We start from the raw sequence: 26,160 nt of genomic DNA on the forward strand, positions 1-26,160 counted from the left end.
CCTATTCCGGGTTCGCCTGACCGGCCTGCCCAGCCAGGTGCTCGTCAGCCCCGGCGCCAGAACCAGCCGCCGCCACGCCGGTCCGGCTTGCCGCACAACCCGCTCCACAACGCCCGCGCGTTCCCGGTGCCTCGGCGGTCGAGTGCGTTGTCGACGGCGTTCCGCCTGGTGGCCGAGGGGTTCCGAACGAGCCAGAGATCAAGAGCGGAGATGAGCTCCTGCCTCGTTCGTTCGGCATCGCTCTCGTCGAGGACCACGACGGCCCCCGCGATCAGCGACGCCGCCACGTCGCCGGTCATCATTCGGGCGACCCCGGTGATGTAGTCGCTCTGCGCCGGGCCTGGCAGCGTCCGGAACACATCGCCGACGACCCTCGGTGTCTCGGTCGCGAGCAGCACCTCGACCAGGTCGCGGGCGTGAGCCTGGAGCACCGCCGAGGCGGCCTGGTGCAGCGTCTGCGCCACGCCGGACTTGTTCGCCTGGGCGTCCTTCAGCCTGGCGACGGCATCTTCCACGATCCTGTTCGAGCGCAGGAACTCCTCCGTACGGGGGCTCGGCTGGAGCCGGCCGGCGCTGACGAGCTCGGCGACGACCGCCAGATCGCTCACCGTGAGACCGCCCGGCTGCGGCTGGTCGATCAGGAACTTCTCGACGACGCCGGGCTCGAGCCCGGCGTCGCTCGGCATGGCCCCGGCGAACAGCCTCAGCTCGTCCTGGGTAGGCAGCGTCCATTGCCACAGGCAGCGGCCCAGCTCGCCGAACGGGACCTCCGGAGCTACCGTTCGCGTCGCGCGGCCGATCTGCTCGGTCAGCACGGCCCGCCGGGTCGCCGGGGTGCCATCGGCCATCAGGCTGCCCAGGATCGCGGCGTCGATCTCGCGGGCCGGCTGCCGGGGGGCCAGCTGAGCGCTCCAGGCTGTTGCGATCTTGCGGCGGTCGCCCGGGGTGTTCTTGATCCGCCGGCACAGCTCGGCCCGGAGACGCTCGTCCAGCTCGGTCGGGCAGGGCCAGAGCTGCGGATCGAAGCCCGTTTCCGGGTGCTCGGCCCACCAGTCGACGAAGCCGTCCACGGGCCGCCCGATGCCGGTGCAGGTGATCGGGACCCGGAAGCGTCCGGCCACCAGCAGGACCGCGGCGAAGGCGTGCTCCCGGGCGGTCCGCAGCTCGGCCACGACCGCCTCGGCCGCGCGCTCGGCCTCGGCCGTTCCCCACTCGGCCGCCAGGACCCGGCCGACCGGGGCGATCGTCGTCGCATCGGCAGCGCGAGCGGCTTTCAACTCGGCCGACAACCGCTGCAGCCGCACCTCCGCCGCGCCGGGGCCGAGGGTCCCGGAGGCCATCGCCGCGTCCAGAGCGCGCAAGGCCCCGAGATCCTGGTGGGGCGCTTGAGCGGCCAGCCGGCGCGCGATCGCCGGTCCGTATCGGGCGATGAGCGAGGACCGGCCGGTCTTGAGCCAGCCCGAGATCGCCTCGGCGTGCCGGGGGTCCACCGCCTGACCGAGCACGGCCGCCCGCACCAGCGCCAGGGCGGCCATCGGGGCCAAACCGCATTCGTCAGCCAGCATGACAGCGCCGGCGAGGTCGAGCGGCTCGGGCGAGCAGAACAGTTCCGCCCACGCCCGCGCGGCCGGATCCGCGGTCGTCTGACTGCATCGCAGCGTCGTCAGGTCGAGAACCACGAACTCACCGGGGCGGTCGACGGTGGCGGCCGGTTTGCCCCAGCCGGGATGAACGGCGACCACCCGCTGGGAGCAGGCTACCGGGTCCAGGGTGAAGACCTTGAAGCCGATCTCGAGCGCGCGGCGCCTGGGCAGCAGCAGCGTGGCGGCGGCGATCCAGGTGAGGACGGGCTCGATCTCCTCGGCCACGAAGAGCACGCGGCGCGTGCCCCCGAGCGCGGTGAGAAGTGTCGCCAACAGGGCGCTTCCGCGCGGCTGGCTGCGGATGAGACCGCGTACGGTGTCGGTGTCGAACCGGCCGGGCCGGGGCGGCCCCGTCACCGGGTCGCTGCGTGTGGTGCCGGCCGGGCGGGCGGTCCAGAACTCCGCGTCGAAGAGCTGAGCCGGCCGCAGGTCACCGTAGGCCGCCGGGTCGACAGTCGTCAGGGCGTGTGTCAGAGCGTTGCCGTCAGCCGTGCCCGAGAGTTCCGGTCCGAGATAGACACCGGCCGCGGTGGCGAAGCGCTCACCGCCCATGTGGGCGAAGGACCGTGGATATCCCGCCGCCGGCTGGCCGTCGCGCCAGGCCGGCGGCGGCTGCTCGTACAGCAGATGGTCCTGGACGACCTGGATGGTGGCGGCGTCGGTCCGTCCCGAGGCGGCCTGCAACTGGGGGCCGGCCGTGCCCGGCCGCCGCTGGCTGGCAGACACTGGTTGTAGATCAGTGTCTCGAAGTCGGCCATCGACTCCCCTCCGCCGGTCCGCATTGTCTCCCCGCTTACTGACGGACAAGCCCTCGTCCGTCAGTAAGCGGGGAACGACGAGAGGGTCACCATGGTTGATGCGCTACGCCACGCCGCCCAGGGGCGCCGGGATCGCCGCCGTGCGGAGCACCTCGCCCGGCTCGTCGAGCACGCCGCCGACAACGTGCTCGACGAGGCCGAGTTCACCGAGTACCTCGCGCGGACCGGACAGCGTCGCTACCTGGTCGATCAGAGGCTCCGGCAGACGCGCGAGGCTACCGCCGAGTTCCTGCTCCGGCGCCGGCTGTTCCGCCGGCGATGCGGCGCGGCTGCCGGACGCGCGCTGACGGCCGCCACCGGAACGGTGATCCTGGTCGTCGCCCTGGTCCGGATGATCCATGCGCCCCAGCACAACGCGGTGGCCACCGCGGCCCTGTTCGTCGGGAAGGGATTCGGCTTGGGCCTGACCGGCCAGATTTTCGGCTGCGTTCTCGCCGCGGGGACTTTGATCGCGCTCGGACGCAGCGCCGCCGGCTACGCGGTGGCTGTCCGCACGGAACGCCGGCGCTACCTCGAGACCCTGCCCGAGCAGGTGCGGCCGCTGGTCCGCTTGGACATCATGCGCCTGGCTCAGGATCGCGAGCGGCCGGAGTTGCGGCTCACCTCTGCCCCGGGCCTCTCGTCGGCGTCCGACCCGCTGCACCGGGTCGCCCGGCCGGAGATGCGGCAGATCGAGAACCTGATGCGTCAGCTCGGCGCCTCGGCCATCGCGATCAGTGGTCCGCGCGGCGCCGGCAAGTCGACCCTGCTGCGAGATCTTGCCGAGGCCGACGGACCGCCGCACGACCTGGTCGTCGCCGTCGACGCGGCGGTCAACTACCAGGCCCGGGATTTCACCATCCTGCTGTTCCGCGCCCTGTGCGAGGCGGTGATCGAGGGCACCGGGCGCGACCGTTGGTGGACGATCACCGGCCGGACGGCCCGGCTGACCCACCGGTACGCGACCACGAGGATGCGCCGCCGCGCCCGGCACCAGCTCCGCCGCCTGCGCTTCCTGCAGAACGTCTCTCGCGAGCTGAGCGGGGTGTTCAAGTCCTCGCGCGGCTTCGACATCGGACGCAAATGGACCCGGCAGCTCATCGAACAGCCGGCGTCCCACCCCGATCTGGTACGCGAGTTCCGCCGGTTCGCGGCCGACGTGGCGGAGTGGTGGACGACGACCCGGCCCGGCGGCGGGCGGGTCATCGTCGTCATCGACGAGGTCGACCGGATCAACGACGGGGAGCTCGCGGAGAAGTTCATCAACGAGATCAAGGGTGTCTTCGGTGTCCGAGGATGCACCTACCTCGTCACGATCTCGGAGGATGCGCTGGCGTTGTTCGAGCGCCGCATGATCGGCATCCGGCCCGCGCTCGACAGCACCTTCGACGAGGTGCTGCGCCTCGGCATCATGACGCTGGACGACTCGGTCGAGCTGCTCGGCCGGCGCCTGATTGGCTGTCCGCGCCCGTTCATGGCGCTGTGTCACGCCCTCGCCGGTGGTCTGCCGCGCGAGTTGCTGCGAGCGGCGCGCACCCTGGTCGGCGAGGCCGGCGCCGAGGACGGCCGGACACGAGTGCGCCAGGGCGGCCTGGCCGTCCTGACCGAACGCGTGGTCGGGCACGACATCGTCAAGCTCAAGTCCGGTCTCGCCGCCCAGATCCGCCGCGAGGGCCAGACCGGGCCGATCCATCAGGTGCTGATGGACCTGGCCGACACCGATTGGCCCGGGACGGAGGCGAAGGAGCTCCTGCAGCGTGGCGACGACCTGATTCACCGCGCGCCCGTCGAGGATCCGGGCGAGCAACGCCTCTGCCTGCAGCTCGGCGTCTCGCTCTGGTATTACGCCACCGTCCTGGAGACGTTCGGTCTGCCCCCGGAGCCCGCGCGGCCGTGTCACGACCGGCTCGACGAGGCGGCCGAGCGGCTCGCCCTCGTCCGCAGCGTCATGCCGGCCAGCGTCGAGCAGGCCCTGACCCGGCTGACCAAGCTGCGCCACGACCTCGGCCTGGAGGTGCCGCTGCCCGACGGCGACGTGGGCCGCGGCCTGTCCTCAGCGGGCGGTGTAGCCGCCGTCGATCGGGAGGGTTACGCCGGTGATCATTGAGGCGGCGTCGCTCAGGAGGAAGGCGATCGGGGCGGCGATCTCTTCCTCGGTGGCGTAGCGGCCGAGCGGCATCTGGGCCAGGAACGGGTCCTTGATCTCGGGGCGGCCCCAGTAGGAGGCGGACATCGGGGTCATGACGACGGTCGGGTTGACGCTGTTGACTCGGATGTTGTGCGGGCCCAGTTCGAGCGCCGCCACGCGGGTCATGCTGTCCAGGGCCGCCTTCGAGGCCCCGTACGCCATGTGGCCGGTCAGCGCGACGACGGCGGCCTGGCTCGAGACGTTGACGATCGAGCCGCCCCGGCCCGCGGCGATCATCGTGCGGGCCGCGTACTTGGTCACCAGGAAGGCGCCGCGGGCGTTGACGGCCATGACGCTGTCGTAGACGTCGACGTCGGCGTCCTGCAGCGGGCCGACCACGCCCCCGAGACCGGCGCAGTTGACCACGCCGTACAGGGGGAGGTCGCTCAGCGCCCGGCACACCTCGTTCTCGGCGGCCAGGTCAAAGGCCAGCCCCCGTACGCCGGTCTCGTCGACCACGGGGGCGAGGAGCTCGTCGCTGGGGCCCGCGGCGATCACGTCGGCGCCGTGCTGCTTGAGGAGCCGGACGGTGGCGGCCCCGATGTTGCCGTTGGCGCCGGTGACCAGGATCGGGCGGTGGGTGAAGTCCATGAAGTTGATCATCCCAGTTATTTGACGGCGCCCATGGAGAGACCGCGGACGAGTTTGTTCTGCGCGAGCCAGCCGGCGATCAGCACCGGCAGCGACACGATCGTCGCGGCCGCGCAGAGCCGGGCCAGGAACGCGCCCTCGGACGAGATGAACCCGACCAGGAAGATGGGCGCGGTGCTGGAGTTCGTGGCGGTCAGGTTGAGCGCCAGGAAGAACTCGTTCCACGCGAAGATGAAGCAGATCAGCGCGGTCGCGGCCAGCCCGGGGCTGACGATCGGGAGGATGATCTTACGGATCGACGTGAGCAGGCCGGCCCCGTCGACCTCGCCCGCCTCGAGCACCTCGCGCGGCACCTCGAGCAGGAACGAGCGCATCATCCAGACCGCCAGGGGCAGGTTCATCGACGTGTAGAGGATGACCATGGTCCACACGTTGTCGAGCATGCCCGCGTGCTTGACCAGCAGATATACCGGTAGGAAGGCGGCCACGACCGGCATCATCTTGGTGCTGATGAAGAAGAACAGCGAGTCCGACCACTTCTCGACCGGGCGCAGCGACAGGGCGTACGCGGCCGGGGTGGCCAGCAGGACCACCAGCAGGGTCGAGAACACCGACGCCATCAGCGAGTTGAGCAGGAACGGCGTCATGTTGCGCTCGAAGACCAGCGCGTACTGGTCGAGCGTGGGCTCGAAGAACCAGCTGGGCGGGTTCGAGGCGGCCGCGTTCTCCTGCTTGAAGCTGGTCAGCACCATCCAGATGACCGGGAAGACGAAGACGATGCCGGCCACCCAGGCCACGACGCCCCACGCGGAGTCGATCAAGCGGCGGTTCATCGGTTGGCCTCCACCTTGAACAGGCCCGAGATGACACGCAGGGCGAACGTCGCCACGATGATCGTCAGGACCACCACGATCACACCGGCCGCCGACGCCTCGCCGTACTCGAACTTGCGGAACATCGTCAGATAGATCTCGTACGGCAGGTTGGTCGTCGCCGTACCCGGCCCGCCCTGCGTGATCGTGAAGACCGCGTCGAACGTGTTGACCAGGTAGATCGAGCCCAGCAGCGCGCCCAGCTCCAGGTATTGCCGCAGGTGCGGGATCGTCATCCGGCGGAAGATCTGCCACGCGTTCGCGCCGTCGACCTTGGCCGCCTCGAGCACCTCGTGCGACTGCGACTGCAGGCCGGCCAGCAGGATCAGCATCATGAACGGCGTCCACTGCCAGACCAGCGTGGCGATCACGGCCGCCTTGGGATAGGACGACACCCAGTCGGTCGAGCCGCCGAACAGCCCGTTGATGAGCCCGTACGTGGGGTTGTAGATCGCGTGTTTCCACAGCAGCGCGGCGGCGATCGGCATCACCAGGAACGGCGTGATGAGCAGCGTGCGCACCACCGAGCGGCCGAGGAACTTGCGGTCGAGCAGGATAGCCAGGGCCAGGCCCAGGATCAGCGAGAAGATCACCGCGCCCGCCGTCAGCAGCACCGTGTTGACCAGCGCCGCCCGCAGGCGGGTGTCGGTCAGCACGGTCACGTAGTTGTCGAGGCCGACGAACTCGCGCTGGCCCGGCCGCAGCGCGTTCCAGCCCTGCGTGGAGAGGTAGAGCGTGACCAGGAACGGCACCTGGGTCACGATGATCGCGAAGATCAAGGCGGGCAGGAGGGGTGCGCGGCGGACCCAGCGCTCCTTGGAACTGCGGGTCTTCTCCACGACGGGCGCGGGGGCCGGCCGGGTAGCGACATCGGTCATGGTCGTGGCCTTCCGGGGAGGGCGCGCCGGGCGTCGGCCCGGCGCGCCCGCGAGCACTACTTGTACTTCTTCGCCACGTCCTCGGCGAGCTTCTGACCGGCGTCGAGCGCCTGGTCGACCGTCTTCTGACCGGTCAGCGCGGCCGCGATCTCCTGCGACACCTTGGTGCCGAGATCCTGGAACTCGGGGATGGCCACGAACTGGACGCCGGTGGCGGGCCGCTCCTGCAGGCCGGGGTTCACCGGGTCGGCGTTCGCGATCGAGTCGAGGGTGATGTCGGCGAAGGCCTTGGCCGATTCCTTGTACTCCGGGATCGAGTACGTCGAGGTGCGCTTGCCGGCCGGGACGCGCGACCAGCCCAGCTCCTTGCCGACCAGCTGCTCGTACTCCTTGCTGGTGGCCCAGCTGATGAACTTCCAGGAGGCGTCGGCCTTCTTGGTGGTCTTGGGCATCGCCCAGTCCCACGACCAGAGCCAGCCGCTGTGCTCGGTCTTGTTGACGGGGGCGTACACGTAGCCGACCTTGCCGGCGACCTTGGAGGCGTTCGGGTCCTCGACGGTGCCCGCGGCGGACGTGGCGTCGTACCACATGGCCGACTTGCCCTGGCTGAAGATGTTGAGGCACTCGGTGAAGCCGGACTGCGCGACGCCGGGCTCGCCGTGGGCGCGGGCCAGGTCCACGTAGAACTTGGTGGCCTCCTTGAACTCCGGCGCGTTGAGCTTCGGGGTCCAGTCCTTCTCGAACCAGGTGCCGCCGTACGTGTTGACGATGGTCGTCAGCGAGGCGATGCCCTCACCCCAGCCGGGCAGGCCGCGCAGGCAGATGCCGGCGGTGCCGTTGGCCTTGTCGTCGACCTTGGCCGCCAGGTCGGCCACCTGCTGCCAGGTCGGCTTCTCGGGCATGGTGAGGCCCTTGGCCTCGAACATCTCCTTGTTGTACATGAGCAGCGACGACTCGCCGTAGAAGGGAGCGCCGTACATCTTGCCGTCCTCGCCGCTGGCCACGGTCACCATCGGCTTGAGCAGGTCGGCCTTGTCGTAGGCGGCGTCCGCGTCCATCTGCGTGGACAGCTCGTGCAGCCAGCCGTTCTTCGACCAGATCGGCACCTCGTACGCGCCGATGGTCACCACGTCGTACTGGCCGCCCTGGTTGGCGACGTCCTGGGTGACCTTGTCGCGCAGCTCGTTCTCCGGGAGGATCGTGTACTTCACGGTGATCCCGGTCTGCTTGGTGAAGTTGTCGGCGGTCAGCTTCTGGATGTCCTCCATCTGCGGGTTGCCGACCATCAGCACCGTGATCTCACTGGCGCCCTCGGAAGTGCTCGTCTCGTCCGACGTGCCGGCGCCCGAGCAGGCGCCCAGCGTCAGCGCGCAGGCCGCCAGGGCGGCTATCGCGACTCTCGTTTTCCTCATTGAAAATGACCTCCAGAATTGCGTGTACCAGCCGGGGAGGGCTGTTTTTCGGAGTTTTGCTTCAGGCTGAGACGACGACCTTGACGTTGCCGCCGCTCGACGCGGCCGCGAACGCCTGCTCGACCTCGTCGAGGGGATAGCGGGCGGTGATGATCCGCCCCGGGTCGACCGCGCCGGCCGCGAGCAGGGCGACGGCCTGCTCGATGTCGCCGCGGGTGTAGGTGGCGCTGCCCTGGATGCGTACCTGTAGGTCCTGGATCTGGGGCAGCGGGACGGTGACCGGCGCCGCGGGCACGCCGACGATCATGACGGTGCCGCCCTTGACGGCGATGGCGACGGCCTGGTCGACGGTGGCCTGCACGGCCACGCAGTCGAAGACAACGTCTGCGCTGGTGCCGAGGTCGTCGCGGATGTCCTGGACCATGGCGGGCGACGCCGCGTCGTGCACGGAGTCGGCGCCCAGCTCTTTCGCCAGCTCCCGCTTGTGCGGCGAGAGGTCGCTGACGGCGATCCGGGCGGCGCCGGCGTGCCGGGCGGCGATCAGGGTGAGCAGGCCGATCGTGCCGGCGCCGAGGACGGCGACGGTCTTGCCGGTGAGGTCCGGGCCGGCCAGCCGGACGGCGTGGACGGGGGTGGAGAGCGGTTCGACGAGGACGGCGGCCAGGTCGCCGACCTCGTCGGGCACCGGCACGGCGCGGTGGGCCGGGACGACGAGGTAGTCGGCCAGTCCCCCGTCCGGCGTGGTGCAGCCGAAGAACGTCATGGTCGCGCACAGGTTGTAGCGACCGTCCCGGCAGTATTTGCAGTCCCCGCAGGCCAGGATCGGCTCGACCACGACCCGGCTGCCCGGCGTGAGACCCTCGCCCGATTCGACCACGCCGTAGATCTCGTGGCCGGGGTGGTAGGGCAGCGGGACGAACGGGTGGCGGGCGTGGAAGGCGTGGACGTCGGAGCCGCAGATGCCGACCAGCCGCATGCGGATGACGACCTCGCCCGGCCCGGCCGACGGCACCGCGACGGGCCGGACCTCGACCCGGCCGGGCGCGGTGACGACGGCTTGGCGAGCGGTGTGCGCCTTCATGCGAACTCCTCCTGAGCCTGTGAGCGGGACCACTTGTTAACTCGGTTGAAACGCACAGTAGGTCATGTCACCGGTGTTTGTCACCGGTGTCATGGCTATTTCTTGATCTCCATGTCATCGGTGACATGACCGTGACCCACCAGCTCAGCGCGGGCAGCATCCAGCCCCGGCCGAGCCCGGCCGGGACGAGCGTCAGGTCAGGGCCGGGCGACCTTGCAGGACTCGCGCTCGATGAGCGTCACGTCCAGCACGTTGGTGCGCTTGAGCCGCCGCTTCGGGAAGTCGGCGCGCTCGAAGACCCGGCCGGCGGCCAGCAGCCCGATCTGGTCGGGATCCTGATCCACCACCGTGAGGGCCGGCCGCAGCAGATCGGCCAGCGGGAAGTCGCCGAAGCCGACCACGGCCACCGACGCCTCGGGCAGCGCGCGCAGCAGCAGCATGGAGCTGCGCGCGTTCGACGAGAAGACCGCCGTCGGCCGTCCGGGCAGCGCCATCAGCCGTTCCACCGCGGCCCGCGTCGAGTCACGATCCTTGACGTACGACGCCACGAGCGCCTCGTCGAACCCCAGGCCCGCCTCGGTCAGCGCGCGACGATACCCCGCCAGGCGGTTCACCTCGGTCGACAGGTGGAAGCTGTCGCCGACGTACGCGATCCGCTTGTGCCCGTGGCCGATCAGGTGACTCGTCGCCTGATGGCCGCCGGCCTCGTCGTTGTCGGTGAAGATGTCGGCCGGCAACCCGGTCGGCGAGCGGTCGACGAACACCACGGGGGTGCTCTCGGTCCACCTCTTCAACCACGAGTGGTCGACGCCGATCGGGGCCACGATCAGCCCGGCCAGGCGCCGGCTGAGCAGCGACTCGAGCACGTCGCGCTCGCGGGCCGGGTCGTCGCCCAGGTTGGTGAGCAGCGTGGCCACTCCCCGCTTGCGGGCGACGTCGTCGACCGCGCGGGCGATCGCGGCGAAATACGGGTCGACGATGTCGGGCACCGCGACGCCGATGGCCGAGGTCTTGCCCGACCGGAAGGTGGTGGCCAGCACGTTCGGGACGTAGTTGAGCTCCCGCATGATCTGCTCGATCTTGGCGCGGGTCTCGGGCAGCACGTGCGGATCGTCGTTGAACACCCGGGAGACCGTCTTGGCCGACACCCCGGCGCGGGCGGCCACGTCACGCATCGTCGCCATGGTCACCTCCGCCCGCCCGCCAGAACCGCAGCAGCATATCGGAGCCGCACGGGCGCTTCGCTACTTACGGCCGTCGACCACCTCGGCGAGTTCGTGCAACCGGGGCAGGGCCCGCTTGGTCAGGTAGTCCTTGCGCAGGTCGGGCGACACGGAGAGGCTGTCCTTCCACAGCGACCGCCCGGCCATCGCGCCCGCCGCGCCGTTGGCCATCGCGGTGGCGACCTGCCCCAGGAAAGTCTCGTGGTCGACGCCGGCCGACAGCACGGCCCACGGCACTCCCTGCGCGGCGGCGGTGACGGCCGCGCAGCCCTCGGCCGACCCGGCGTACTGCAGCTTGAGCACCTTCGCGCCGCACTCCACGGCCAGCTTGGCGCCGTCCGCCACGAGCTGGGGGAACTTGGCCGCGTACTCCTCCTCGCTCTCGCCCTTGAGCTGATACGTGAGCAGCTCGACGATGAGCAGCAGCCCCTCGTCGGCACAGGCGGCGACCAGCTCGCGCATCTCCACGGCCGCGCGGTCGTCCGGGCCCTGCCGGTCGGGCCGGATGTGCCACAGCATCTTGGCCACGTCACCCCCGAGCTCCCGTACGCGGCGGGCCGTCATGCCGGGCACGTAACGCGCGTACCGCAGGCCGTCGACGGTCTCGTAACCGGACGCGTCCATGCCCACGACGAGCGAGGTGCCCCGGGCCAGCACGCCGTCGTCGACGACCGCGGGCAGCGCGACCTCGGGGTCGAGCAGGATCGCCGGGGCGTTGTTGCCCAGGTAGCGCAGCAGGTCGGCCTTGGCCGCGGCCAGCTCGGCCACGCTGATCGAGTCGGGCCCGTCGGGGGCGTCCTTCATCGCGGCCTTCATGCCGTTGCGCTGGTCGGCGGCGACGATCAGCATCCGGCCGCCCGGGGTCGAGATCGCGGACATGCCACGCCGTTCGAGGGTGGTCAGCTGGTTCACGGTGCGGTTCCAATCATCGGAGGGGTGGTGCTCAGCAGTCGGGCGGCGGCGCGGGTGGCGCCGTACGCGGTCTCTTCCTCGCGGGTGGAGGCGGTCATCGGGGGCAGGACTTGGGCGCGGGCCCGCCGGACGGAGGCCATCCCCGCCCAGCCGCCGGTCAGGGTCGAGGTCGCGGCGGCGGGCAGCTCCCGGTCCATGGCCTCGATGAGCAGGGCGATCTCGTCGTTGCTGTGCCGCAGGACGGCCCCGAAGACCTCGGCCGGGCTCACCCCGTCGGCGCGGACGGTCAGCTTGAGCACGCCGTCGTCGTTGCGGGCCCCGGCCACCTCGATCGCGTCGTCGGGCAGACCACCCTCGTACGGGATGCTCATGGCGGCCGCATCGAGCGCGTCCCGGCCGGCTCGGTCGTGGATGCCGGCGGTCTGCAGCACGCGCCGCAGCAACAGGCCGGTCTTCACGCCGGCCACGAGGACGTGCTTGCCCGGCACGACGTGGCGGACCTCGTTGATCAGATGCTCGGCCAGGCGGCAGCGGGCCTCGAAGCCGAGCGGGCCGTCGATCACCCGCAGCAGCACTTCGGCCGTGCCGAGCGAGACGTGATAGTGGTCGGGCGGCAGTCCGCCGGAGGCCTCGGCGGCGACCAGGTGGTCGTGACCGGCGACCGTGAGGATCGCACCCATGACGTTCGCCGGCAGCCACTCGACCGGCGCGAATCCGCCCGCGCCGTCTTGAAACCCGCTCGCGGCTGGGCCGCCGGCGAGGCCGACCGGGGTGCCCGCGGCGACGAGCGGTGGCAGGAACGTCTCGTCCACGCCGAGGCAGCGCAGCATCTCGGGCCACGGACGGCCGGTGTCCTGGTCGAGCAGGCCGGTCCGGGACGTAAGTGAGTACTCACTTACCGGGTCGGCACCCAGGGCCGTGGCCACGAACTCCGGCAAGTTGAGCCAGCGGGCCCGGTCGAGGCGGACGCCCTGGTCGCGCAGGTAGGCCAGCTTGGCCACACTGACCTGGGCGCCGAGGGGCAGTCCGGTGCGGCCGGCGAAGTCCGCGCGCAGCCGCGGCGGGAAGGCAGCGGCCTGGTCCGCGCCGCGCGGGTCGAACCAGGCGTACGCGGGGGCGACCGGCGCGCCGTGGGAGTCGATCAGCATGCCGGTCTCGCCCATCCCGGCCAGGGCGACGGCCTCGATCGGCGCGTCGGTGACGGCGGCGACGCGGCCGGCCGCGGTGGTGACGAGCGTGCGGACGGCGGCCAGCAGCTCCCCGGCGTCCATCTCGGTCGTGCCCCCGGGCCCCGAGCGCCACGGCGTCGGCACCTGGGCGACGGCGACCTCGTGGCCCGTCTCGTCGGTGACGAGCATCTTCATGCCCGTGCTGCCCAGATCGATGCCCGCGACCAGGCGTGCCGGGTTCACCACAGGAGCTCTCCTAGCCGCGATCATGTCACCGGTGTCACGAATGGACCGACGGCCGGTGCCGGATGTTTGAGGTGAGGACATGTCACCGGTGTCTTTCTCGCTCATGTCACCGGTAACATGACGCCCATGATGTGGCGCTCCTCGACGGATTGTCAACAGCCGGCCCGGACGATCGTGGCCGTCGCGGGCGTGGCCGGCAGCGGCAAGTCCACGCTCGGCCGCGCCCTGGCGGCGACGCTGGCGGCTCCCTTGCTCGACCTCGACTCGCTGACGAACCCCCTGCTCGACGCCCTGCCCCCGGCCACCCTCGGCGGTCACTGGCTCACGTCACCGCACGCCGCGGAGATCCGTACGGGTCGATACGCCGCCCTGTGCGCCACGGCCCGCGACATCGCCGGAACCGCCGGCCGACTGGTCCTGGTCGCACCCTTCACCGCCGAGCTACGCGGCGGCCCCGAATGGACCCGCCTGCGCGACGCCGTGGGCCCCGACCTGAAGGTCATCCACCTCCATGGCGCCGACGACCTGCTGACCCAGCGCCGAGCCGCCCGCACGGAGACCCGAGACCGTCACCGCGTGCCCGAACCGTACGTCCCCCCGGCCGTCCCGGTCATCGAGCTCGACGCCGAGCTGACCACCGACCAGCAGCTGCTCCGCGCCCTGCTGACCCTCGGCCTGCGCTCCCCCGCGCCCCCGGCCGACAACCCGCTGTTCGCCCGGGACTTCGACGCCGTCCTGTTCGACCTCGACGGCACCCTCGCCGATTCGACGGCCTCGGTCCTGCGCTCGTGGCGCCGCTTCGCCACCGAGACCGGGGTCGACACTCAGCTGGTCGCCCAGAACCACGGCCGCCGGGCCCGCGCCCTCATGACCCTGCTGCTCCCGCCCGAACGCACCGCCGAAGGCCTGGCCCGCATCCTCGAAATCGAAACCGAGGACGCCACCTCGATCAAACCCACGCCGGGCGCCGGCGAGTTCTTCGCCGCCGTCCCCGAGCACCGCCGCGCCATCGTCACCTCCGGCTCGACGACCCTGGCCACAGCCCGCCTGCGCGGCGCCGGCCTCCCCGTCCCCGCCGTCATGGTCACCGCCGACGACGTCCACACCGGCAAACCCGACCCCGAACCGTTCCTGCTGGCCGCCGAACGCCTCGGCGTCGACCCCAAGCGCTGCCTGGCCGTCGAGGACGCCCCGGCCGGCATCCGCTCGGCCCGCGCCGCCGGCTGCACCGTCCTGGCCGTCACCGGCACCTCCCCCGCCCACGAGCTCACGGAGGCCGACCTGATCGTCGACGGCCTGGACCGCCTGCGCCCAGTTCTCGACACCGACAACCGCCTGCGACTGCAGCCCGTCGACGGCCGGATCGCCATGGAGTGAAATGTCGAGAGCGGATGCGTCAGTGTGCGACGGTGAGATTCGCCTGGGCCACGGCATGATCCGCAGCAGCTGCGCCCCAGCCGTCCGATACGCCTGCGGTCCAACCTGGCAGACCGAGACCGGCGGCGTTTCACGGCTGCGGCCGGATCCCTGGGGGCGTCCGATTCCGAACCCGGAAGCTGGGCCTAAGAGCCGACACCCGGCCAAAGCTGGACCCGGTCTCGCTGCCACCCGTTACACCACGGCGAACAGGGACCTAGCACACCGGCGAGATCGTTTCGGGTTATCCACAATGGCTACTTGTCCACACGGCCGACGGCGAAGATCGCCGGCTTCGGGGACAATCGGAAGTGGCGGGGGACCCCCTGGGAGGGTGGGTACTGGGCGCGGCCAACACTAGGGCCGGCGAGCATCGGACGGGCGAGCACTGAGGGCCGGCGAGCATCGGACGGGCGAGCGCTGAGGATCGGCGCGCGGCCCGGAGCGGCCGGCCGGTGACCCTGGACGCGCTCGGGTTCAGCCCCGGGCCAGCCCCAAGGCGTAGTCGGCCCACCACTGGCCGGCGGCTGGGGCGCCGTTGCCGCAGGGGCCGTCGGATTCGCCGGGGCGTTTGATCCATAGGTAGGCGTCGACCAGTTTGTGGCCGGTTTGCAGGGTGGGGGTGTTGCCCAGGGCGCGGCCCGGTGGGTTGCACCAGTGGCCGTCGTAGTCGCTGGTTTTCTTGGCCGGGCCGTTGCCGTTGCGGCTCGTGTCGATGACGAAGTGGGCGCCGCCCAGGTGTTTCGACAGCTTGGTGCCGTAGGTGACGTTGGCCGCCGTGGTCTCGAAGTTGGCCACGTTGAGGGCGAAGCCGTCGGCCCGGCCCACGCCGGCCTTCTTGAGCGCGTCGCCCATCGTGGCCGTGTCGGTGATCCAGCTCGGGTTGCCGCCGTCGAGGTAGACCTTGAGCTGCGGGTTCGCCGACAGGGTGTCGATCGCCGAGCCGAGCAGCTTGTAGCGTTCGGTGCGTTCGGCGTTGGTCAGGCAGCCCTGCACGGCCTGGGCGACCGCGTCGGGTTCGACGACGACGATCGCGCGCTGCCCGGTGATGGCGGCGGCGATCGAGGCGACCCACGCCGTGTATTCGGCCGCGGTGGTGGCGCCGCCGCCGGAGTGGCTGCCGCAGTCGCGTTGCGGGATGCGATACAGCGTCAGCACCGGCACCTTGCCCGCGGCGGCCGCCGCCGTCACCAGCGCGCGGGCCCGTACGGTCGGGTCGGTCGCCTCGTCGGCGAACCAGGCCGCCACCGGCCGGTCCGCGATCTCCCGGATCAGCGCGGCGTCGGCCGTCCGCCCCAGCGCCTCGTACGTTTTGACCTGCTCGACGGCCGGGCCGGCGGGATCGACGTACAAGGAAGGTGGGGCTGAGGACGGCGGAGCGGACACCGGCGTGGATGAAGGCGAATCGGACACATACCGAAGTGCCAGCCAGACGAAAAGCACCACGACCAGCACGACAGCGAGCAGGACGAAGGTGAGGCGACGAGCCACTACGCGACCTGCACCCACCGGGCGACCGAGGGCACACCCTTGTCGTCGACGACGAAGAGCATGTACCAGCCGGACGGCACGAGGCCCTTCTTCGCCGGGATGCTGATGGCCAATCCGTCCTCCGTACGCTCGAGGCCGACCGCGACCGAGCGCTGGTCGACGTCGACGACGTGGGTCACGGCGCTGGGCCGCACAAGCCGCGCACGCTGCACATTTGTGCTGTCGGTGGGGAACGTTACCGTCGAGCCGCGCTTGACCGTGGTAGGCCCACCGGTGATGACCGGCCGTTTGCCTTGGAAGAGGTACGGCGGGCTGTAGACCTCGATCCGCTTCTCGAAGCTGCCCGGGTTCTTGCCGGTCTCGTCGTAGAGCGGGTCGCTGCCGAGCGTGATGACCCGGCCGTCGGCCAGCAGGATCGCCTCGGAGTGGTAGTTGCGGCCCACGGTCGACTCGGCCGCGGTCGCGAACGAGTTCGAGGACGGCTGATAGATCTGGGAGTTGAAGAGATCGCTGCGCGGCTTACCCCCGTACGGGCCCCCGCGGTAACCGGAGGAGCCGCCGGTGGTGAAGACCGTGTCGTCGGGCAGCAGCACAGTGCTCAGGTAGCGCGCCGGCTTGGGCAGGTCGGGCCCGGGCTCGTAGATCGGGTTCGACGTGTCGAGGTCGGCGATGGCCGTGCGGGTGGTCGAGATCGGCGACTCCCCCACCTCGCCGCCGCCGAAGATCATGACCTTCTGCTCCTGGGCCGGGGCGAGCAGCACCGACGAGCTCGTCTCGGTCAGCCGGGGCTGCGCGAGCCCGGGGACCACCTCGAAGCTGTTGTCAGTCAAGTTCCACAGCCCGGGCGTACGCCCCTCGGTGTCGCTGCCGTAGCCCGAGTTGGAGCCGGAGAAGAACAGCCGGTCGTCCGCCATCAGGTGCAGCGCCGGATAGGTCGGGAAGTAGCGCTTGAGCTCGGGCGCGGCCACCCACTTCTGCTCGGCCCGCAGGTATTTCTCGTTGTCGCCGGGCAGGATGCGGCCGAACTCGTCGAGCCCGGAGACGGCCAGCACGTCGCCGTCGGGCAGCTCGGCCAGGGTCGGATACCAGCGGCTCTTGACCATGTCGCCGGTGCGGATGTACTTCTCGGCCACCGGGTCGAACTCGTACGAGGTGTTGTCGCCGCCGTACTCCTGCTTCTCCCGCGTGATCTTGTCGGAGACGCCGTACAGGTTGTTCCGGTCCACGCCGGTCAGGCCCTGGATCTTGTACTGCGCGGGCTTGTCGACGAACGCGGCGTTGCCCGGCAGCATCGCGTCGACCCACACCTCGGCCTCGCCGGCGTGCTGCATCGGCAGGCCGTCGTGGATCATCTGGTGGGCCGCGGGCACGGTGACGTCCTCGCGGGTCTCGTAGACGAAGCCGGTCGACGACTCGAGCCGGGTGCCCTTTCCGAACGTACGGGGTCCGGCCGTGGCCGACTCGTTCTTGATCTTCATGACGCCGGCCGCGTTGGTGATGTCGCCCTCGAGCACCTCGTAGCTCTTGGTGCCGCCGGCGATCAGCAGGTTGCCGTTGGGCAGGAACGTGTGCCCGGCGCAGAAGACGTCGGTCGGCGTGGGCACCTCGGTGAACTTGTCGCCCTGGGGGTCGTACAGGATCGTGCGGAACGTGCCCGCCTCGAAGCTCTCCCGGTTGTTGCCGCTGCCCGCGATGATCAGCACCTTGCCCGTGTTGAGCAGGGCCGCGTGGATGGCGTTGACCTGGAAGCCGGCCGGCACGGGCAGGCGCGACCAGTGGCCGTACTGCTCCTTGTAGGACTGGCGATTGATCGAGTACGTATGCAGGGCGTCGGCGCCGAACGCGACCATGGGCCGGTTCACCACGGCGACCACCGACAGGACGGCGAGCGCGACCAGACCGGTGCCCAGGCGGCGAGCGAGCGTCGGGCGGGGGCGGGGTGTCATGCGTACGTCTCCACGGGTTCTTCGATCTTGACTTCTTCGAGCTGAGCAACGGGGGCGGCCGCGCGCCGGCGGTGAAAGAGCCAGACGGTCAGCGGGGTCAGGCAGATGACGACGTTGAGGGCCGGCCACAGCCACATGAAGCCGTCCACGTGCCCGGCGAACGGCGCGGCCACCAGCAGCGCGGCGTAGAAGGCGGCCCAGCGCAGCGCGTGCTTGAACGTGCGGACGCCGTCGGGGCTGGCCGACTCGCCCTTGGGCGTGACCACGAAGCGGGCGGGCCGGCGCAGCAGGGCCGAGAGGAAGGCGGACACGTAGACCGGGGTCGACAGCGTCGAGACGAGCATGCCGGCCAGCCCCGACGAGCCGGCCTCCTCGTGCGGGCTCACGTTGTGCCGCCGGTTCCACAGATAGAGCAGGAACTGGAAGAGCGCGGCGTCGACGTACAGCATCAGCCAGACCTGCTGCGGCACCTGCACACCCTTGGCCCCGAGCACCAGATAGCAGGTGGCGTTGATCGCGCCCAGCACCCAGGCCAGCGCGGTCAGCGGGTAGTACGACATGAGCAGGCCGTAGAACAGGGTGCGGCGCGCGCCCAGCTTCGGGATCATCCGCCCGAACTTGGCCACGGCCACCTCGTCGGTGCCGCGCGACCAGCGGTATTGCTGGCTGAAGTAGTCGGTCCAGGAGGACGGGCCCTCGCCCACGGCCAGCACGTCGGGGGTGTAGACCGAGCGCCACCCGGCGGCGTGCAGGGCCAGGCTGGTCGCCATGTCCTCGGTGATCGAGTCCTGCAGGCCGCCGATCCGGCGAAGAGCCTCGATCCGTACGGCGTTGTTGGTGCCCACGAGCATGGCCGCGCCGAACCGGTTGCCGGCCCGCTGCAGCAGCGAGTGGAACAGATACTGCTGCGACTCCGCCCAGCGGGTCACGACGTTGTCGTAGTTGCCGTAGATCTGCGGCCCGACCACGAAAGCGACCTCGGGGTCGTGGAAGTAGCCCAGCAGCCGCTCGCAGAAGTTCGGCAGCGGCACGTGGTCGGGGTCGACCGAGACGAACACGTCGTACGCGCTGCCGTGCTTGCGGATCCACGAGTTGTAGTTGCCGTGCTTGGTCTTCTCCTTGAAGGCGCCGGCCGGGGTGTTGTCGAGCGGGTTGCCCTTGCGCGTGAAGTGCTGCACGCCGAGGCGCTCGCACATCGCCTTGACCTCGTCGTCGTCGCCCTCGTCGAGCAGCCAGACGTCGTACTTGCCCTCGTGCCGCACCTTCATGGCCGCGGCCAGCGTGCGCTCGACCATCTCGACCGGCTCCTTGCCGGGCACGATCGTGGTCAGGAAGGCGACCCGCAGGCCGGGGTCGGGCGCGAGCGGCTCGGGGTCGCGGGCCCAGATCGTGGCCAGGCACAGCGTGACCACGTTGACGAGACGGAACACCTCGATGAGCAGGGTCGCGACGATCATGAACCAGGTCGCGGCGTGCAGGGTCGGGTGCAGCGCGCGGTCGGGCACCGTCACCGAGCTGAGCAGCCAGGTCACGAACGTGGCCTCGAACGCGAACGCGAACAGGGTGATCGCGATGTTGCCGAGCGGGCGGCGGCCGGTCAGCCGGCGCATCGCGATCGGCCCCGGCTCGTCCGGCGGAGGCACGGCGGGGCCGGCGAGGCCGCTGTAGGCGTCGTAGTCGTACCGGGGCGCGGGGATCACGGAGCTTCCTCGTCCTCTCAACAACGATGACTCTCAGTGATGTCGGCCGTCGCCGTTTGGCAACCCGACCGAAATCACCGTGTGTCATCGCCGCAACGTGCTACTGGCGTCTAACCAGCGTTAACAGCGAACGCAAAGGTAACTAGACGTGGCACAGTAACGGTGCGTAGAGGAGCCGGTGAAGCGTTGTGATCAACTTCACGATCACAAAGAGTAATGGCTGGACTTAAGGGAAAGGGCCGGGCAATTGCCCGGCCCTTCGCAGTTCAGGACGAGGCGACGCGGTAAATGACCCCAGCCTGGTCGTCACTGACGTAAATCCGGCCGTCGGGACCCTGCACCGCCATCACCGGCCGGCCCCAGCGTGAGCCGTCCTCGCGCTGGAACCCGGTGAGCAGGGTCTGCTGCGGGCCGAGCGTGCCGTCGCGCCAGGCGAAGAACGAGACCTCGGGCGGGCGGGGCGGCTGCCGGTTCCACGAGCCGTGGATGCCGACCAGCGCGCCGTCGCCGTAGCCGCCCGCGACATCGCTCACGAAGGCCATCCCGAGCGGGGCCGAGTGTGCGCCCATGCCCTGCTCGGATGGCTTGAGCTTGGCACAGTCGAGCTTGTCGCCGTCCGGGTTGGTCTGCACGTCGCGCACGAACGGCCGGTCGGTGTAGCTGATCTCGCCGTCGCCCAGGTCGGGGTCGGGGTTGCAGTACGGCCACCCCAGGTCGCGGCCCTCGGTCAGCTTGGCCAGCGGCTCGAGGGGGTGGTCGTTGACGTACGACTCCTCGACGTCGTTGTTCTTCGGGTTGGCGATGTTGTCCCGGTTGTTGACGGCCGTCCACACGCCGCCGTCGGGGTCGATCGCCAGCCCGGTGCCGTTGCGCACGCCCCGCGCGAACGTCTCGGCCGGCCGGCCCGGCTTCGCGCGCAGGATCGCGGCCCGCTCCGGCTTGGTCTCCCGGTCCTCCTCGGAGATGTTGCCGGTGGAGCCGATCGAGACGTAGATCGAGCCGTCCTGGCCCACGGCCACGCTCTTGAGCGCGTGCGCGTACTTGCCGCCCAGCTCCACGCTCTTCTCGTCGGGCAGATCGTCGATCACGACCTGCTTGCCGCTCACCTTGCCGCCCGCGTACGAGAAGGAATCGACCTGATCGCTCTCGGCCACATAGAGCGTGTCGCCGTCGAAGGCCAGCCCGTGCGGCTGGTTCAGCCCCTCGACCAGGGGTTGCGACTGCCCCTGCTCATCGAGCACGAGCACGTCGCCCGACTCGGGCCGCGACACGAGCAGGCGCTTGTCGGGCGTCCAGGCCAGCAGCCGCGCGCCCGGCACCTTCGCCCACACGCTGACCGTCCAGCCCGGCGGCGCCTTGATCGGATCGTCGCCGCCGCCCTGCACCCGCGTCTCGACCAGGGCCGGCACCTCCACCGCGGCCGAGGCCGAGGCCGTTCGCCGGGGTTCCGCGCTCGACGCGTCGCCGTCGCCGCACGCGGCCACTCCCACCAGCAGACCTGCCGCCAAGGCGACCCGTACCGATCTCATGAACGCTCCCTACCCCGGTTCCGCCTCTTCAAAGACCAGCAGCGTCCGCGTGTTGACGACCCCGGGCATGCCCTGGATCGCGTCGAGCACCAGCCGGCCCAGCGCCGCGTTGTCCTCGGCGCGGACCAGCATGATCACGTCGAACTCGCCGCCGACCAGCGCGATGTGCACGACGCCGGGCAGCGAGCGCAGCCGGTCGGCCACGTCGCGCCACTCGGCCTGGTTCAAATTCACGGTCACGTACGCGGTCGTGCCGAGACCCGCCGCAACAGGGTCTACGTCCGCGCGGAAGCCACGGATCACTTTTGCCGTACGAAGTCGCTCGACCCGGGCATAGGCATTGGCGCGCGAGATGTGCAGCCGCTCGGCCAGGGTACGCATCGACAGGCGCCCGTCCCGGGTGAGCTCGGCCAGGATCAGCCGATCGATGTCGTCGAGGGCGTCGGCCACTTGTCTTCCCTCCCCGCCCTCAGCCCCGAGGTCGCTGGACCTTTGGCCCCGGACGGCGGCCTTCGCGAATACATTTTCTCGGTTTTCGCGCAGATCTGGCGTTCAATTGGCAACTCTACAAGCATGGCCCCATGACAGGTGACGCCCACCACCTTCTGCCCTCGGGCACCCCCGTGACCCTGATCGGCATCGACGGCCACCCCGTCGCCGGCTCGGGTCGCGTCTTCCCCTCCGACGCCGAGCTGCGCCAGGCCCTGGCCGCGCTGATCACCGCCCGGCGGCTCAACGACCAGGCCCACGCCCTGGTCCGGCAGGGCCGGCTGGCGGTCTACCCGTCCTCGCACGGGCAGGAGGCCTGCCAGGTCGCCGCGGCCCAGGTGCTCGACGACGGCGACTGGCTCTTCCCGACCTACCGCGACACGGTGGCCGCCGTCGGCCGGGGAGTCGACCCGGTCGAGGCGCTGACCCTGCTCAAGGGCGACTGGCACTGCGGCTGGGACCCGTACGAGCACCGGGTCGCCCCGCACGCCACGCCCCTGGCCACCCAGCTGCCGCACGCCGTCGGGGTCGCCCACGCGGCCCGGCTGCGCGGCGAGCCGACCGTGGCGATGGCCCTGTGCGGCGACGGCGGCACCAGCGAGGGCGACTTCCACGAGGCGCTCAACTTCGCCGCGGTGCTGCGGGCCCCGGTCGTGTTCCTGATCCAGAACAACGAGTACGCGATCAGCGTGCCGCTGGCCCGGCAGACCGCGGCGCCGTCATTGGCGTACAAGGGAATCGGTTACGGCATCCCCGGGGAACGGGTGGACGGCAACGACGTGGCCGCGCTGCTGACCGTGCTGGGCGAGGCCGTCGCGCGGGCCCGTGCCGGCGAGGGGCCGCAGCTGGTCGAGGCGCACACCTATCGGATGCAGGCGCACACCAACGCCGACGATGCCACGCGATATCGCACTTCAGCGGAGGTCGACGCCTGGCTCGAGCGGGACCCGATCACGCGGTTGGAGCGGCACCTCAACCTGCCCGCGTCAGACGTGTCGGAAATGCGCGAGGCGGCCGACCGGGTGGCAGCCCATCTGCGGGATGGCCTCAACCGGGACATCTCCCCCACCCCCGCGCAGCTTTTCGAGTACGTCTACGCGACACCGACGTCGCAACTGCGGGAGCAGCAGGCCCAGCTGGCCGACGAACACGCCCGGGAAGGAGCGGCGGGGTGACCCACGAGAAGCTGACCATGGCGCAGGCGCTCAACCGGGCCCTGCGCGACGCCATGACCGAGGACAGCTCGGTGGTGGTGTTCGGCGAGGACGTCGGCCCGCTCGGCGGCGTCTTCCGGGTCACCGACGGGCTGACCGCCGAGTTCGGCGAGAATCGCTGCTTCGACACGCCGCTGGCCGAGGCGGGCATCGTCGGCGTGGCGGTCGGCATGGCCATGAACGGGATGCGCCCGGTCGTCGAGATGCAGTTCGACGCGTTCGCCTACCCCGCGTTCGAGCAGATCGTCAGCCACGTCGCCAAGATGCGCAACCGCACCCTCGGGCGGGTCACCCTGCCCATGGTCATCCGGATCCCGTACGCGGGTGGGATCGGCGGCGTCGAGCATCACTGCGACTCGTCCGAGGCCTACTACGCCCACACACCCGGCCTGCACGTGGTCACGCCCGCGACGCCCGGGGACGCGTACGGGCTGCTGCGGGAGTCGATCGCCTCGCCCGACCCGGTCGTGTTCCTCGAGCCCAAGAAGCTGTACTGGACCAAGGAAGAGGTCTCGCTGACCACTGCCTCGCTGGTGGGACGCGCGGTCGTCCGGCGGGAGGGCACGGACGCGACCCTGATCGCGTACGGGCCGAGCGTGCCCGTGGCCCTGGCGGCGGCCGAGGTGGCCGACCGCGAGGGCCGCAGCCTGCAGGTGGTCGACCTGCGCTCGATCGTGCCGTTCGACGACGAGACGGTGTGCGCGGCGGTGCGCTCGACCGGGCGGGCCGTCGTGGTGGCCGAGGCGGCCGGGTTCGCCAGCGTGTCCTCCGAGATCGTCGCGCGGGTCACCGAGCGGTGCTTCCACTCCCTGGCCGCCCCGATCCGGCGGGTGACCGGGTTCGACATCCCCTACCCGCCGCCGAAATACGAGCACCTGCACCTGCCCGGCGTCGACCGGGTGCTGGACGCCGTCGACGACCTGCAGTGGGAGGACTCGTGAGCGACCAGGTGTTCCTGCTGCCCGACCTCGGCGAGGGCCTGACCGAGGCCGAAGTCGTGCGCTGGCTCGTGACCGAGGGCGAGACCGTAACGATCGACCAGCCAGTCGTCGAGGTCGAGACGGCCAAATCCCTGGTCGAAGTGCCTTCCCCGTACGCGGGACAGGTGGCCACCCGCCACGCGCCCGAGGGGTCCGTGCTCGAGGTCGGCAAGCCGCTGCTGACCGTGGCCCGCATCGAGTCGGCCGCCCCCGCCGCCCCCACTGCCTCCCCCGCCCCCACTACCTCCCCCGCCCCCACTGCCTCCCCCACCTCCGCTGCCTCCTTCGCCTCCACTACCTCCTCCGCCTCCACTACCTCCCCCACCCCCGCGGCCTCCCCCACCCCCGCGGCCTCCCCCACCCCCGCGGCCTCCCCCACCCCCGCGGCCTCCCCCACCCCCACTACCTCCCCCGCCTCCCCCGCTGAGACGTATCGCGAGGAGGAGCGGGCCGGGTCGGGCAACGTGCTGATCGGCTACGGCACGACCAGTGCTTCCGCGGCCCCCACCCGTCGTCGCCGCCCCCGATCCAAAGTCACCCCGCCCCCACCACCGTCCCCGCTCCCGTCCCCGCCCCCGCCGTCGTCGCCGATTCGCGTGGTGTCGCCGCTGGTTCGCCGGCTCGCCCGTGACACCGGTGTCGACCTCGGATCGCTCGTCGGAAGCGGCTCGGACGGCCTGATCGTGCGGGCCGACGTGCAGCGGGCGCGAACTCGTGACACCGGCGTCACGCCCAATGATCTCGGTAGCGAGCCCGCTGACACCGGTGTCACGGCCACGCCGGGCGAGCGGCGGATCCCGTTCACCGGGTTCCGGAAGGCGGTGTCGACGGCGCTCACCCGCAGCCGGGCCGAGATCCCCGAGGCCACGGTCTGGGTCGACGTCGACGCCACCCGGCTCTGGGAGCTGCGCGAGGCCACCCGCCCCGGGCCGGGCATCCTGGCCTACCTGGCCCGCTTCACGGTGGCCGCCCTGCGCGAATACCCCGTCCTCAACTCGCGCGTCGACACCGAACGCCAGGAGATCGTCGAGCTCGATCGCATCGATCTCGGCCTCGCCGTACAGGGGAACCGGGGTTTGGTCGTGCCCGCGGTCACCGACGCCGGCGCCCTGACCACGGCGGGCCTCGACGCGGAGATCCGCCGCGTGACCGAGAGCGCGCGGCAGGGCACGATCATCGGCAGCGGCACGTTCACGCTCAACAACTACGGCGGTTTCCGGGTCGACGGCAGCGCCGCCATCATCAACCACCCGCAGGTGGCGATCCTCGGCTTCGGCCGCATCCTCGACCGCCCCTGGGTCGTCGACGGAGAGATCCGCGTCCGCAAAATCACGCAGATGAGCTTCGTCTTCGACCACCGCGTCTGCGACGGCGGCACCGCGGCCGGCTTCATGCGCAGCGTCGCCGACGCCATTGAGGACCCGGCCTCGGCCATCGCCCGCCTGTGACGATCCGTGCCGCCACCGAGGCCGGTGACGGCACCCCGGCGTCGTGGGTGGACGATCTGGGCGCACGTTTCACCGCTCTCGGGAGGTTCGCGTAGTGGCTACAGTCCGGGTCGAAACCGTCATCGACGTGCCCGCGGCGCAGGTGTGGGAGGCGGTGGCCGACGTCGGTTCGGTGCACCGGCGCCTGCTGCCCGGCCGGGTGGCCGACGCCCGCCTCGACGGCGACGCCCGCATCCTGACGATGCCCGACGGCTCCGAGATCCGCGAACTGATCGTCGCCCTCGACCACGACGACCGCCGCCTCGCGTACGCGGTGGTCGAGGGGCAGAAGATGCCGCTGACCTACCACCACGCCAGCTTCCAGGTCCTGCCCGACGGCGAGCGGGCCCGGCTGGTCTGGCTGACCGACGTGCTGCCGCACGCGATGGCCCCCGCCGTCCGGGCCCGCACCGAACGCGGCATCGTCGAGATCAGGGCCGCCCTCGAAGGTCAGGCCACGGCGGTGCCCTCCAGCTCGACCAGCTGACCGGGAACGGCCAGGCGGGTCACGCCCAGCATCGTGGTGGCCGGGGCAGCACCGGCCGCACCGAGCCGACCGGCCAGGATCCCGTAGTGCTGGAAGAGCAGGTCGACGTCGGTGGTGTAGACGGTGAGCCGCACCAGGTCGGTCAGGGTCATGCCCGCCTCGGCCAGCACGGCCTCCACGTTGTCGAGGCTCAACGCGAGCTGGGCCGCCAGGTCGCCGTCGTGTTCGGGGCGGCCCTCCTTGCTCATCGCGGTCTGCCCCGACAGATACAGGGTGCGGGTCTGACCGGAGACCAGCTCGCCCTGGTTGAAGCCCATCGCCACCGACCACGGCACCGGGTTGACCGCCGTACGTTGCATCGCCACATTCGCTCCTTCTTCAATAACCGACAGGGCGAGCCTCGCAAGCG

At 70.8% G+C, this 26,160-nt stretch carries 21 protein-coding genes; 6 read left to right on the forward strand and 15 right to left on the reverse strand.

Going from position 1 to position 26,160, the window contains the following annotated elements:
• Positions 1-44: 44 nt before the first annotated feature.
• Positions 45-2,369, reverse strand: a complete 2,325-nt coding sequence (locus JKJ07_RS43300) for a GTPase-associated protein 1-related protein (protein WP_202997850.1) — start codon at positions 2,367-2,369, stop codon at positions 45-47.
• A 123-nt stretch (positions 2,370-2,492) separates the two neighbouring features.
• Here JKJ07_RS43300 and JKJ07_RS43305 point away from each other — a divergent pair, with 123 nt between their 5' ends.
• Complete coding sequence (locus JKJ07_RS43305) at positions 2,493-4,547, forward strand: AAA family ATPase (protein WP_202997851.1); 2,055 nt, start codon at positions 2,493-2,495, stop codon at positions 4,545-4,547.
• Here the strand turns inward: JKJ07_RS43305 and JKJ07_RS43310 are convergent.
• The 8 genes from JKJ07_RS43310 to JKJ07_RS43345 form a co-directional block, all read right to left on the reverse strand.
• Complete coding sequence (locus JKJ07_RS43310; RefSeq protein WP_202997852.1) at positions 4,494-5,231, reverse strand: SDR family oxidoreductase; 738 nt, start codon at positions 5,229-5,231, stop codon at positions 4,494-4,496. The two genes, JKJ07_RS43305 and JKJ07_RS43310, sit on opposite strands and share 54 nt — an antisense overlap.
• Before the next feature lie 5 nt (positions 5,232-5,236).
• Entirely contained in the window at positions 5,237-6,052 is an 816-nt protein-coding gene (locus JKJ07_RS43315; protein WP_202997853.1) for a carbohydrate ABC transporter permease, read from the reverse strand.
• Complete coding sequence (locus JKJ07_RS43320; RefSeq protein WP_202997854.1) at positions 6,049-6,969, reverse strand: carbohydrate ABC transporter permease; 921 nt, start codon at positions 6,967-6,969, stop codon at positions 6,049-6,051. The genes JKJ07_RS43315 and JKJ07_RS43320 overlap by 4 nt, the downstream gene beginning before the upstream one ends.
• Positions 6,970-7,025: 56 nt before the next feature.
• Complete coding sequence (locus JKJ07_RS43325) at positions 7,026-8,381, reverse strand: ABC transporter substrate-binding protein (protein ID WP_202997855.1); 1,356 nt, start codon at positions 8,379-8,381, stop codon at positions 7,026-7,028.
• Positions 8,382-8,442: 61 nt separating this feature from the next.
• A complete protein-coding gene (locus JKJ07_RS43330) occupies positions 8,443-9,462 on the reverse strand; it encodes a zinc-dependent alcohol dehydrogenase (protein ID WP_202997856.1) in 1,020 nt (339 codons plus the stop codon).
• 197 nt (positions 9,463-9,659) lie between these two features.
• Positions 9,660-10,646, reverse strand: a complete 987-nt coding sequence (locus JKJ07_RS43335; protein ID WP_236030931.1) for a LacI family DNA-binding transcriptional regulator — start codon at positions 10,644-10,646, stop codon at positions 9,660-9,662.
• Between the two features lie 60 nt (positions 10,647-10,706).
• Positions 10,707-11,597, reverse strand: a complete 891-nt coding sequence (locus JKJ07_RS43340) for a tagatose-bisphosphate aldolase (RefSeq protein ID WP_307834734.1) — start codon at positions 11,595-11,597, stop codon at positions 10,707-10,709.
• On the reverse strand, positions 11,594-13,012 hold the full coding sequence (locus tag JKJ07_RS43345) for an FGGY-family carbohydrate kinase (protein ID WP_307834735.1): 1,419 nt from the start codon (positions 13,010-13,012) through the stop codon (positions 11,594-11,596). The genes JKJ07_RS43340 and JKJ07_RS43345 overlap by 4 nt, the downstream gene beginning before the upstream one ends.
• Before the next feature lie 126 nt (positions 13,013-13,138).
• On the opposite strand from JKJ07_RS43345, the gene JKJ07_RS43350 reads away from it, so the two are divergent.
• On the forward strand, positions 13,139-14,389 hold the full coding sequence (locus JKJ07_RS43350; RefSeq protein ID WP_202997858.1) for an HAD-IA family hydrolase: 1,251 nt from the start codon (positions 13,139-13,141) through the stop codon (positions 14,387-14,389).
• A 516-nt stretch (positions 14,390-14,905) separates the two neighbouring features.
• On the opposite strand, the gene JKJ07_RS43355 is transcribed toward JKJ07_RS43350, so the two are convergent.
• From JKJ07_RS43355 to JKJ07_RS43375, 5 genes are all read right to left on the reverse strand, one after another.
• Positions 14,906-15,919 (reverse strand): glycoside hydrolase family 6 protein, encoded by a 1,014-nt coding sequence (locus JKJ07_RS43355; RefSeq protein WP_307834736.1) that lies wholly within the window; start codon positions 15,917-15,919, stop codon positions 14,906-14,908.
• Complete coding sequence (glxA, locus tag JKJ07_RS43360) at positions 15,919-17,865, reverse strand: radical copper oxidase GlxA (protein WP_202997859.1); 1,947 nt, start codon at positions 17,863-17,865, stop codon at positions 15,919-15,921. Before glxA ends, JKJ07_RS43355 begins: the two co-directional genes overlap by 1 nt.
• Complete coding sequence (locus JKJ07_RS43365) at positions 17,862-19,565, reverse strand: glycosyltransferase family 2 protein (protein ID WP_307834738.1); 1,704 nt, start codon at positions 19,563-19,565, stop codon at positions 17,862-17,864. Before JKJ07_RS43365 ends, glxA begins: the two co-directional genes overlap by 4 nt.
• Positions 19,566-19,831: 266 nt before the next feature.
• Positions 19,832-21,094: a PQQ-dependent sugar dehydrogenase gene (locus JKJ07_RS43370; protein ID WP_202997860.1), complete on the reverse strand. Its 1,263-nt coding sequence runs from the start codon at positions 21,092-21,094 to the stop codon at positions 19,832-19,834.
• Positions 21,095-21,103: 9 nt separating this feature from the next.
• Positions 21,104-21,544 carry an Lrp/AsnC family transcriptional regulator gene (locus tag JKJ07_RS43375; protein WP_202997861.1) on the reverse strand — a complete coding sequence of 147 codons (441 nt, stop codon included), beginning with the start codon at positions 21,542-21,544 and terminating at the stop codon, positions 21,104-21,106.
• A 131-nt stretch (positions 21,545-21,675) separates the two neighbouring features.
• On the opposite strand from JKJ07_RS43375, the gene JKJ07_RS43380 reads away from it, so the two are divergent.
• The 4 genes from JKJ07_RS43380 to JKJ07_RS43395 all read left to right on the forward strand — a co-directional run bounded on the left by JKJ07_RS43380 (position 21,676) and on the right by JKJ07_RS43395 (position 25,751).
• On the forward strand, positions 21,676-22,758 hold the full coding sequence (locus JKJ07_RS43380) for a thiamine pyrophosphate-dependent dehydrogenase E1 component subunit alpha (protein ID WP_202997862.1): 1,083 nt from the start codon (positions 21,676-21,678) through the stop codon (positions 22,756-22,758).
• A gap of 17 nt (positions 22,759-22,775) precedes the next feature.
• A complete protein-coding gene (locus tag JKJ07_RS43385; RefSeq protein WP_202997929.1) occupies positions 22,776-23,738 on the forward strand; it encodes an alpha-ketoacid dehydrogenase subunit beta in 963 nt (320 codons plus the stop codon).
• Positions 23,735-25,225 (forward strand): dihydrolipoamide acetyltransferase family protein, encoded by a 1,491-nt coding sequence (locus JKJ07_RS43390; protein ID WP_202997863.1) that lies wholly within the window; start codon positions 23,735-23,737, stop codon positions 25,223-25,225. Before JKJ07_RS43385 ends, JKJ07_RS43390 begins: the two co-directional genes overlap by 4 nt.
• A 94-nt stretch (positions 25,226-25,319) precedes the next feature.
• Positions 25,320-25,751: an SRPBCC family protein gene (locus JKJ07_RS43395; RefSeq protein ID WP_202997864.1), complete on the forward strand. Its 432-nt coding sequence runs from the start codon at positions 25,320-25,322 to the stop codon at positions 25,749-25,751.
• Here the strand turns inward: JKJ07_RS43395 and JKJ07_RS43400 are convergent.
• The gene (locus tag JKJ07_RS43400) at positions 25,715-26,110 is read right to left on the reverse strand and encodes a RidA family protein (protein WP_202997930.1); all 396 of its coding nucleotides are present in this window, start codon (positions 26,108-26,110) and stop codon (positions 25,715-25,717) included. The two genes, JKJ07_RS43395 and JKJ07_RS43400, sit on opposite strands and share 37 nt — an antisense overlap.
• Positions 26,111-26,160 lie beyond the last annotated feature (50 nt).

It is taken from the genome of Paractinoplanes lichenicola (genome assembly GCF_016785085.1).
Lineage (GTDB): Bacteria > Actinomycetota > Actinomycetes > Mycobacteriales > Micromonosporaceae > Actinoplanes > Actinoplanes lichenicola.

What these genes read in the sequence shown, in the direction of transcription:
- JKJ07_RS43305 (WP_202997851.1), top strand. Translation starts at nt 2,493, where the DNA reads ATGGTTGATGCGCTACGCCACGCCGCCCAGGGGCGCCGGGATCGCCGC.
- JKJ07_RS43310 (WP_202997852.1), bottom strand. Translation starts at nt 5,231, where the DNA reads ATGATCAACTTCATGGACTTCACCCACCGCCCGATCCTGGTCACCGGC.
- JKJ07_RS43315 (WP_202997853.1), bottom strand. Translation starts at nt 6,052, where the DNA reads ATGAACCGCCGCTTGATCGACTCCGCGTGGGGCGTCGTGGCCTGGGTG.
- JKJ07_RS43320 (WP_202997854.1), bottom strand. Translation starts at nt 6,969, where the DNA reads ATGACCGATGTCGCTACCCGGCCGGCCCCCGCGCCCGTCGTGGAGAAG.
- JKJ07_RS43325 (WP_202997855.1), bottom strand. Translation starts at nt 8,381, where the DNA reads ATGAGGAAAACGAGAGTCGCGATAGCCGCCCTGGCGGCCTGCGCGCTG.
- JKJ07_RS43330 (WP_202997856.1), bottom strand. Translation starts at nt 9,462, where the DNA reads ATGAAGGCGCACACCGCTCGCCAAGCCGTCGTCACCGCGCCCGGCCGG.
- JKJ07_RS43335 (WP_236030931.1), bottom strand. Translation starts at nt 10,646, where the DNA reads ATGGCGACGATGCGTGACGTGGCCGCCCGCGCCGGGGTGTCGGCCAAG.
- JKJ07_RS43350 (WP_202997858.1), top strand. Translation starts at nt 13,139, where the DNA reads ATGATGTGGCGCTCCTCGACGGATTGTCAACAGCCGGCCCGGACGATC.
- glxA (WP_202997859.1), bottom strand. Translation starts at nt 17,865, where the DNA reads ATGACACCCCGCCCCCGCCCGACGCTCGCTCGCCGCCTGGGCACCGGT.
- JKJ07_RS43370 (WP_202997860.1), bottom strand. Translation starts at nt 21,094, where the DNA reads ATGAGATCGGTACGGGTCGCCTTGGCGGCAGGTCTGCTGGTGGGAGTG.
- JKJ07_RS43380 (WP_202997862.1), top strand. Translation starts at nt 21,676, where the DNA reads ATGACAGGTGACGCCCACCACCTTCTGCCCTCGGGCACCCCCGTGACC.
- JKJ07_RS43385 (WP_202997929.1), top strand. Translation starts at nt 22,776, where the DNA reads ATGGCGCAGGCGCTCAACCGGGCCCTGCGCGACGCCATGACCGAGGAC.
- JKJ07_RS43400 (WP_202997930.1), bottom strand. Translation starts at nt 26,110, where the DNA reads ATGCAACGTACGGCGGTCAACCCGGTGCCGTGGTCGGTGGCGATGGGC.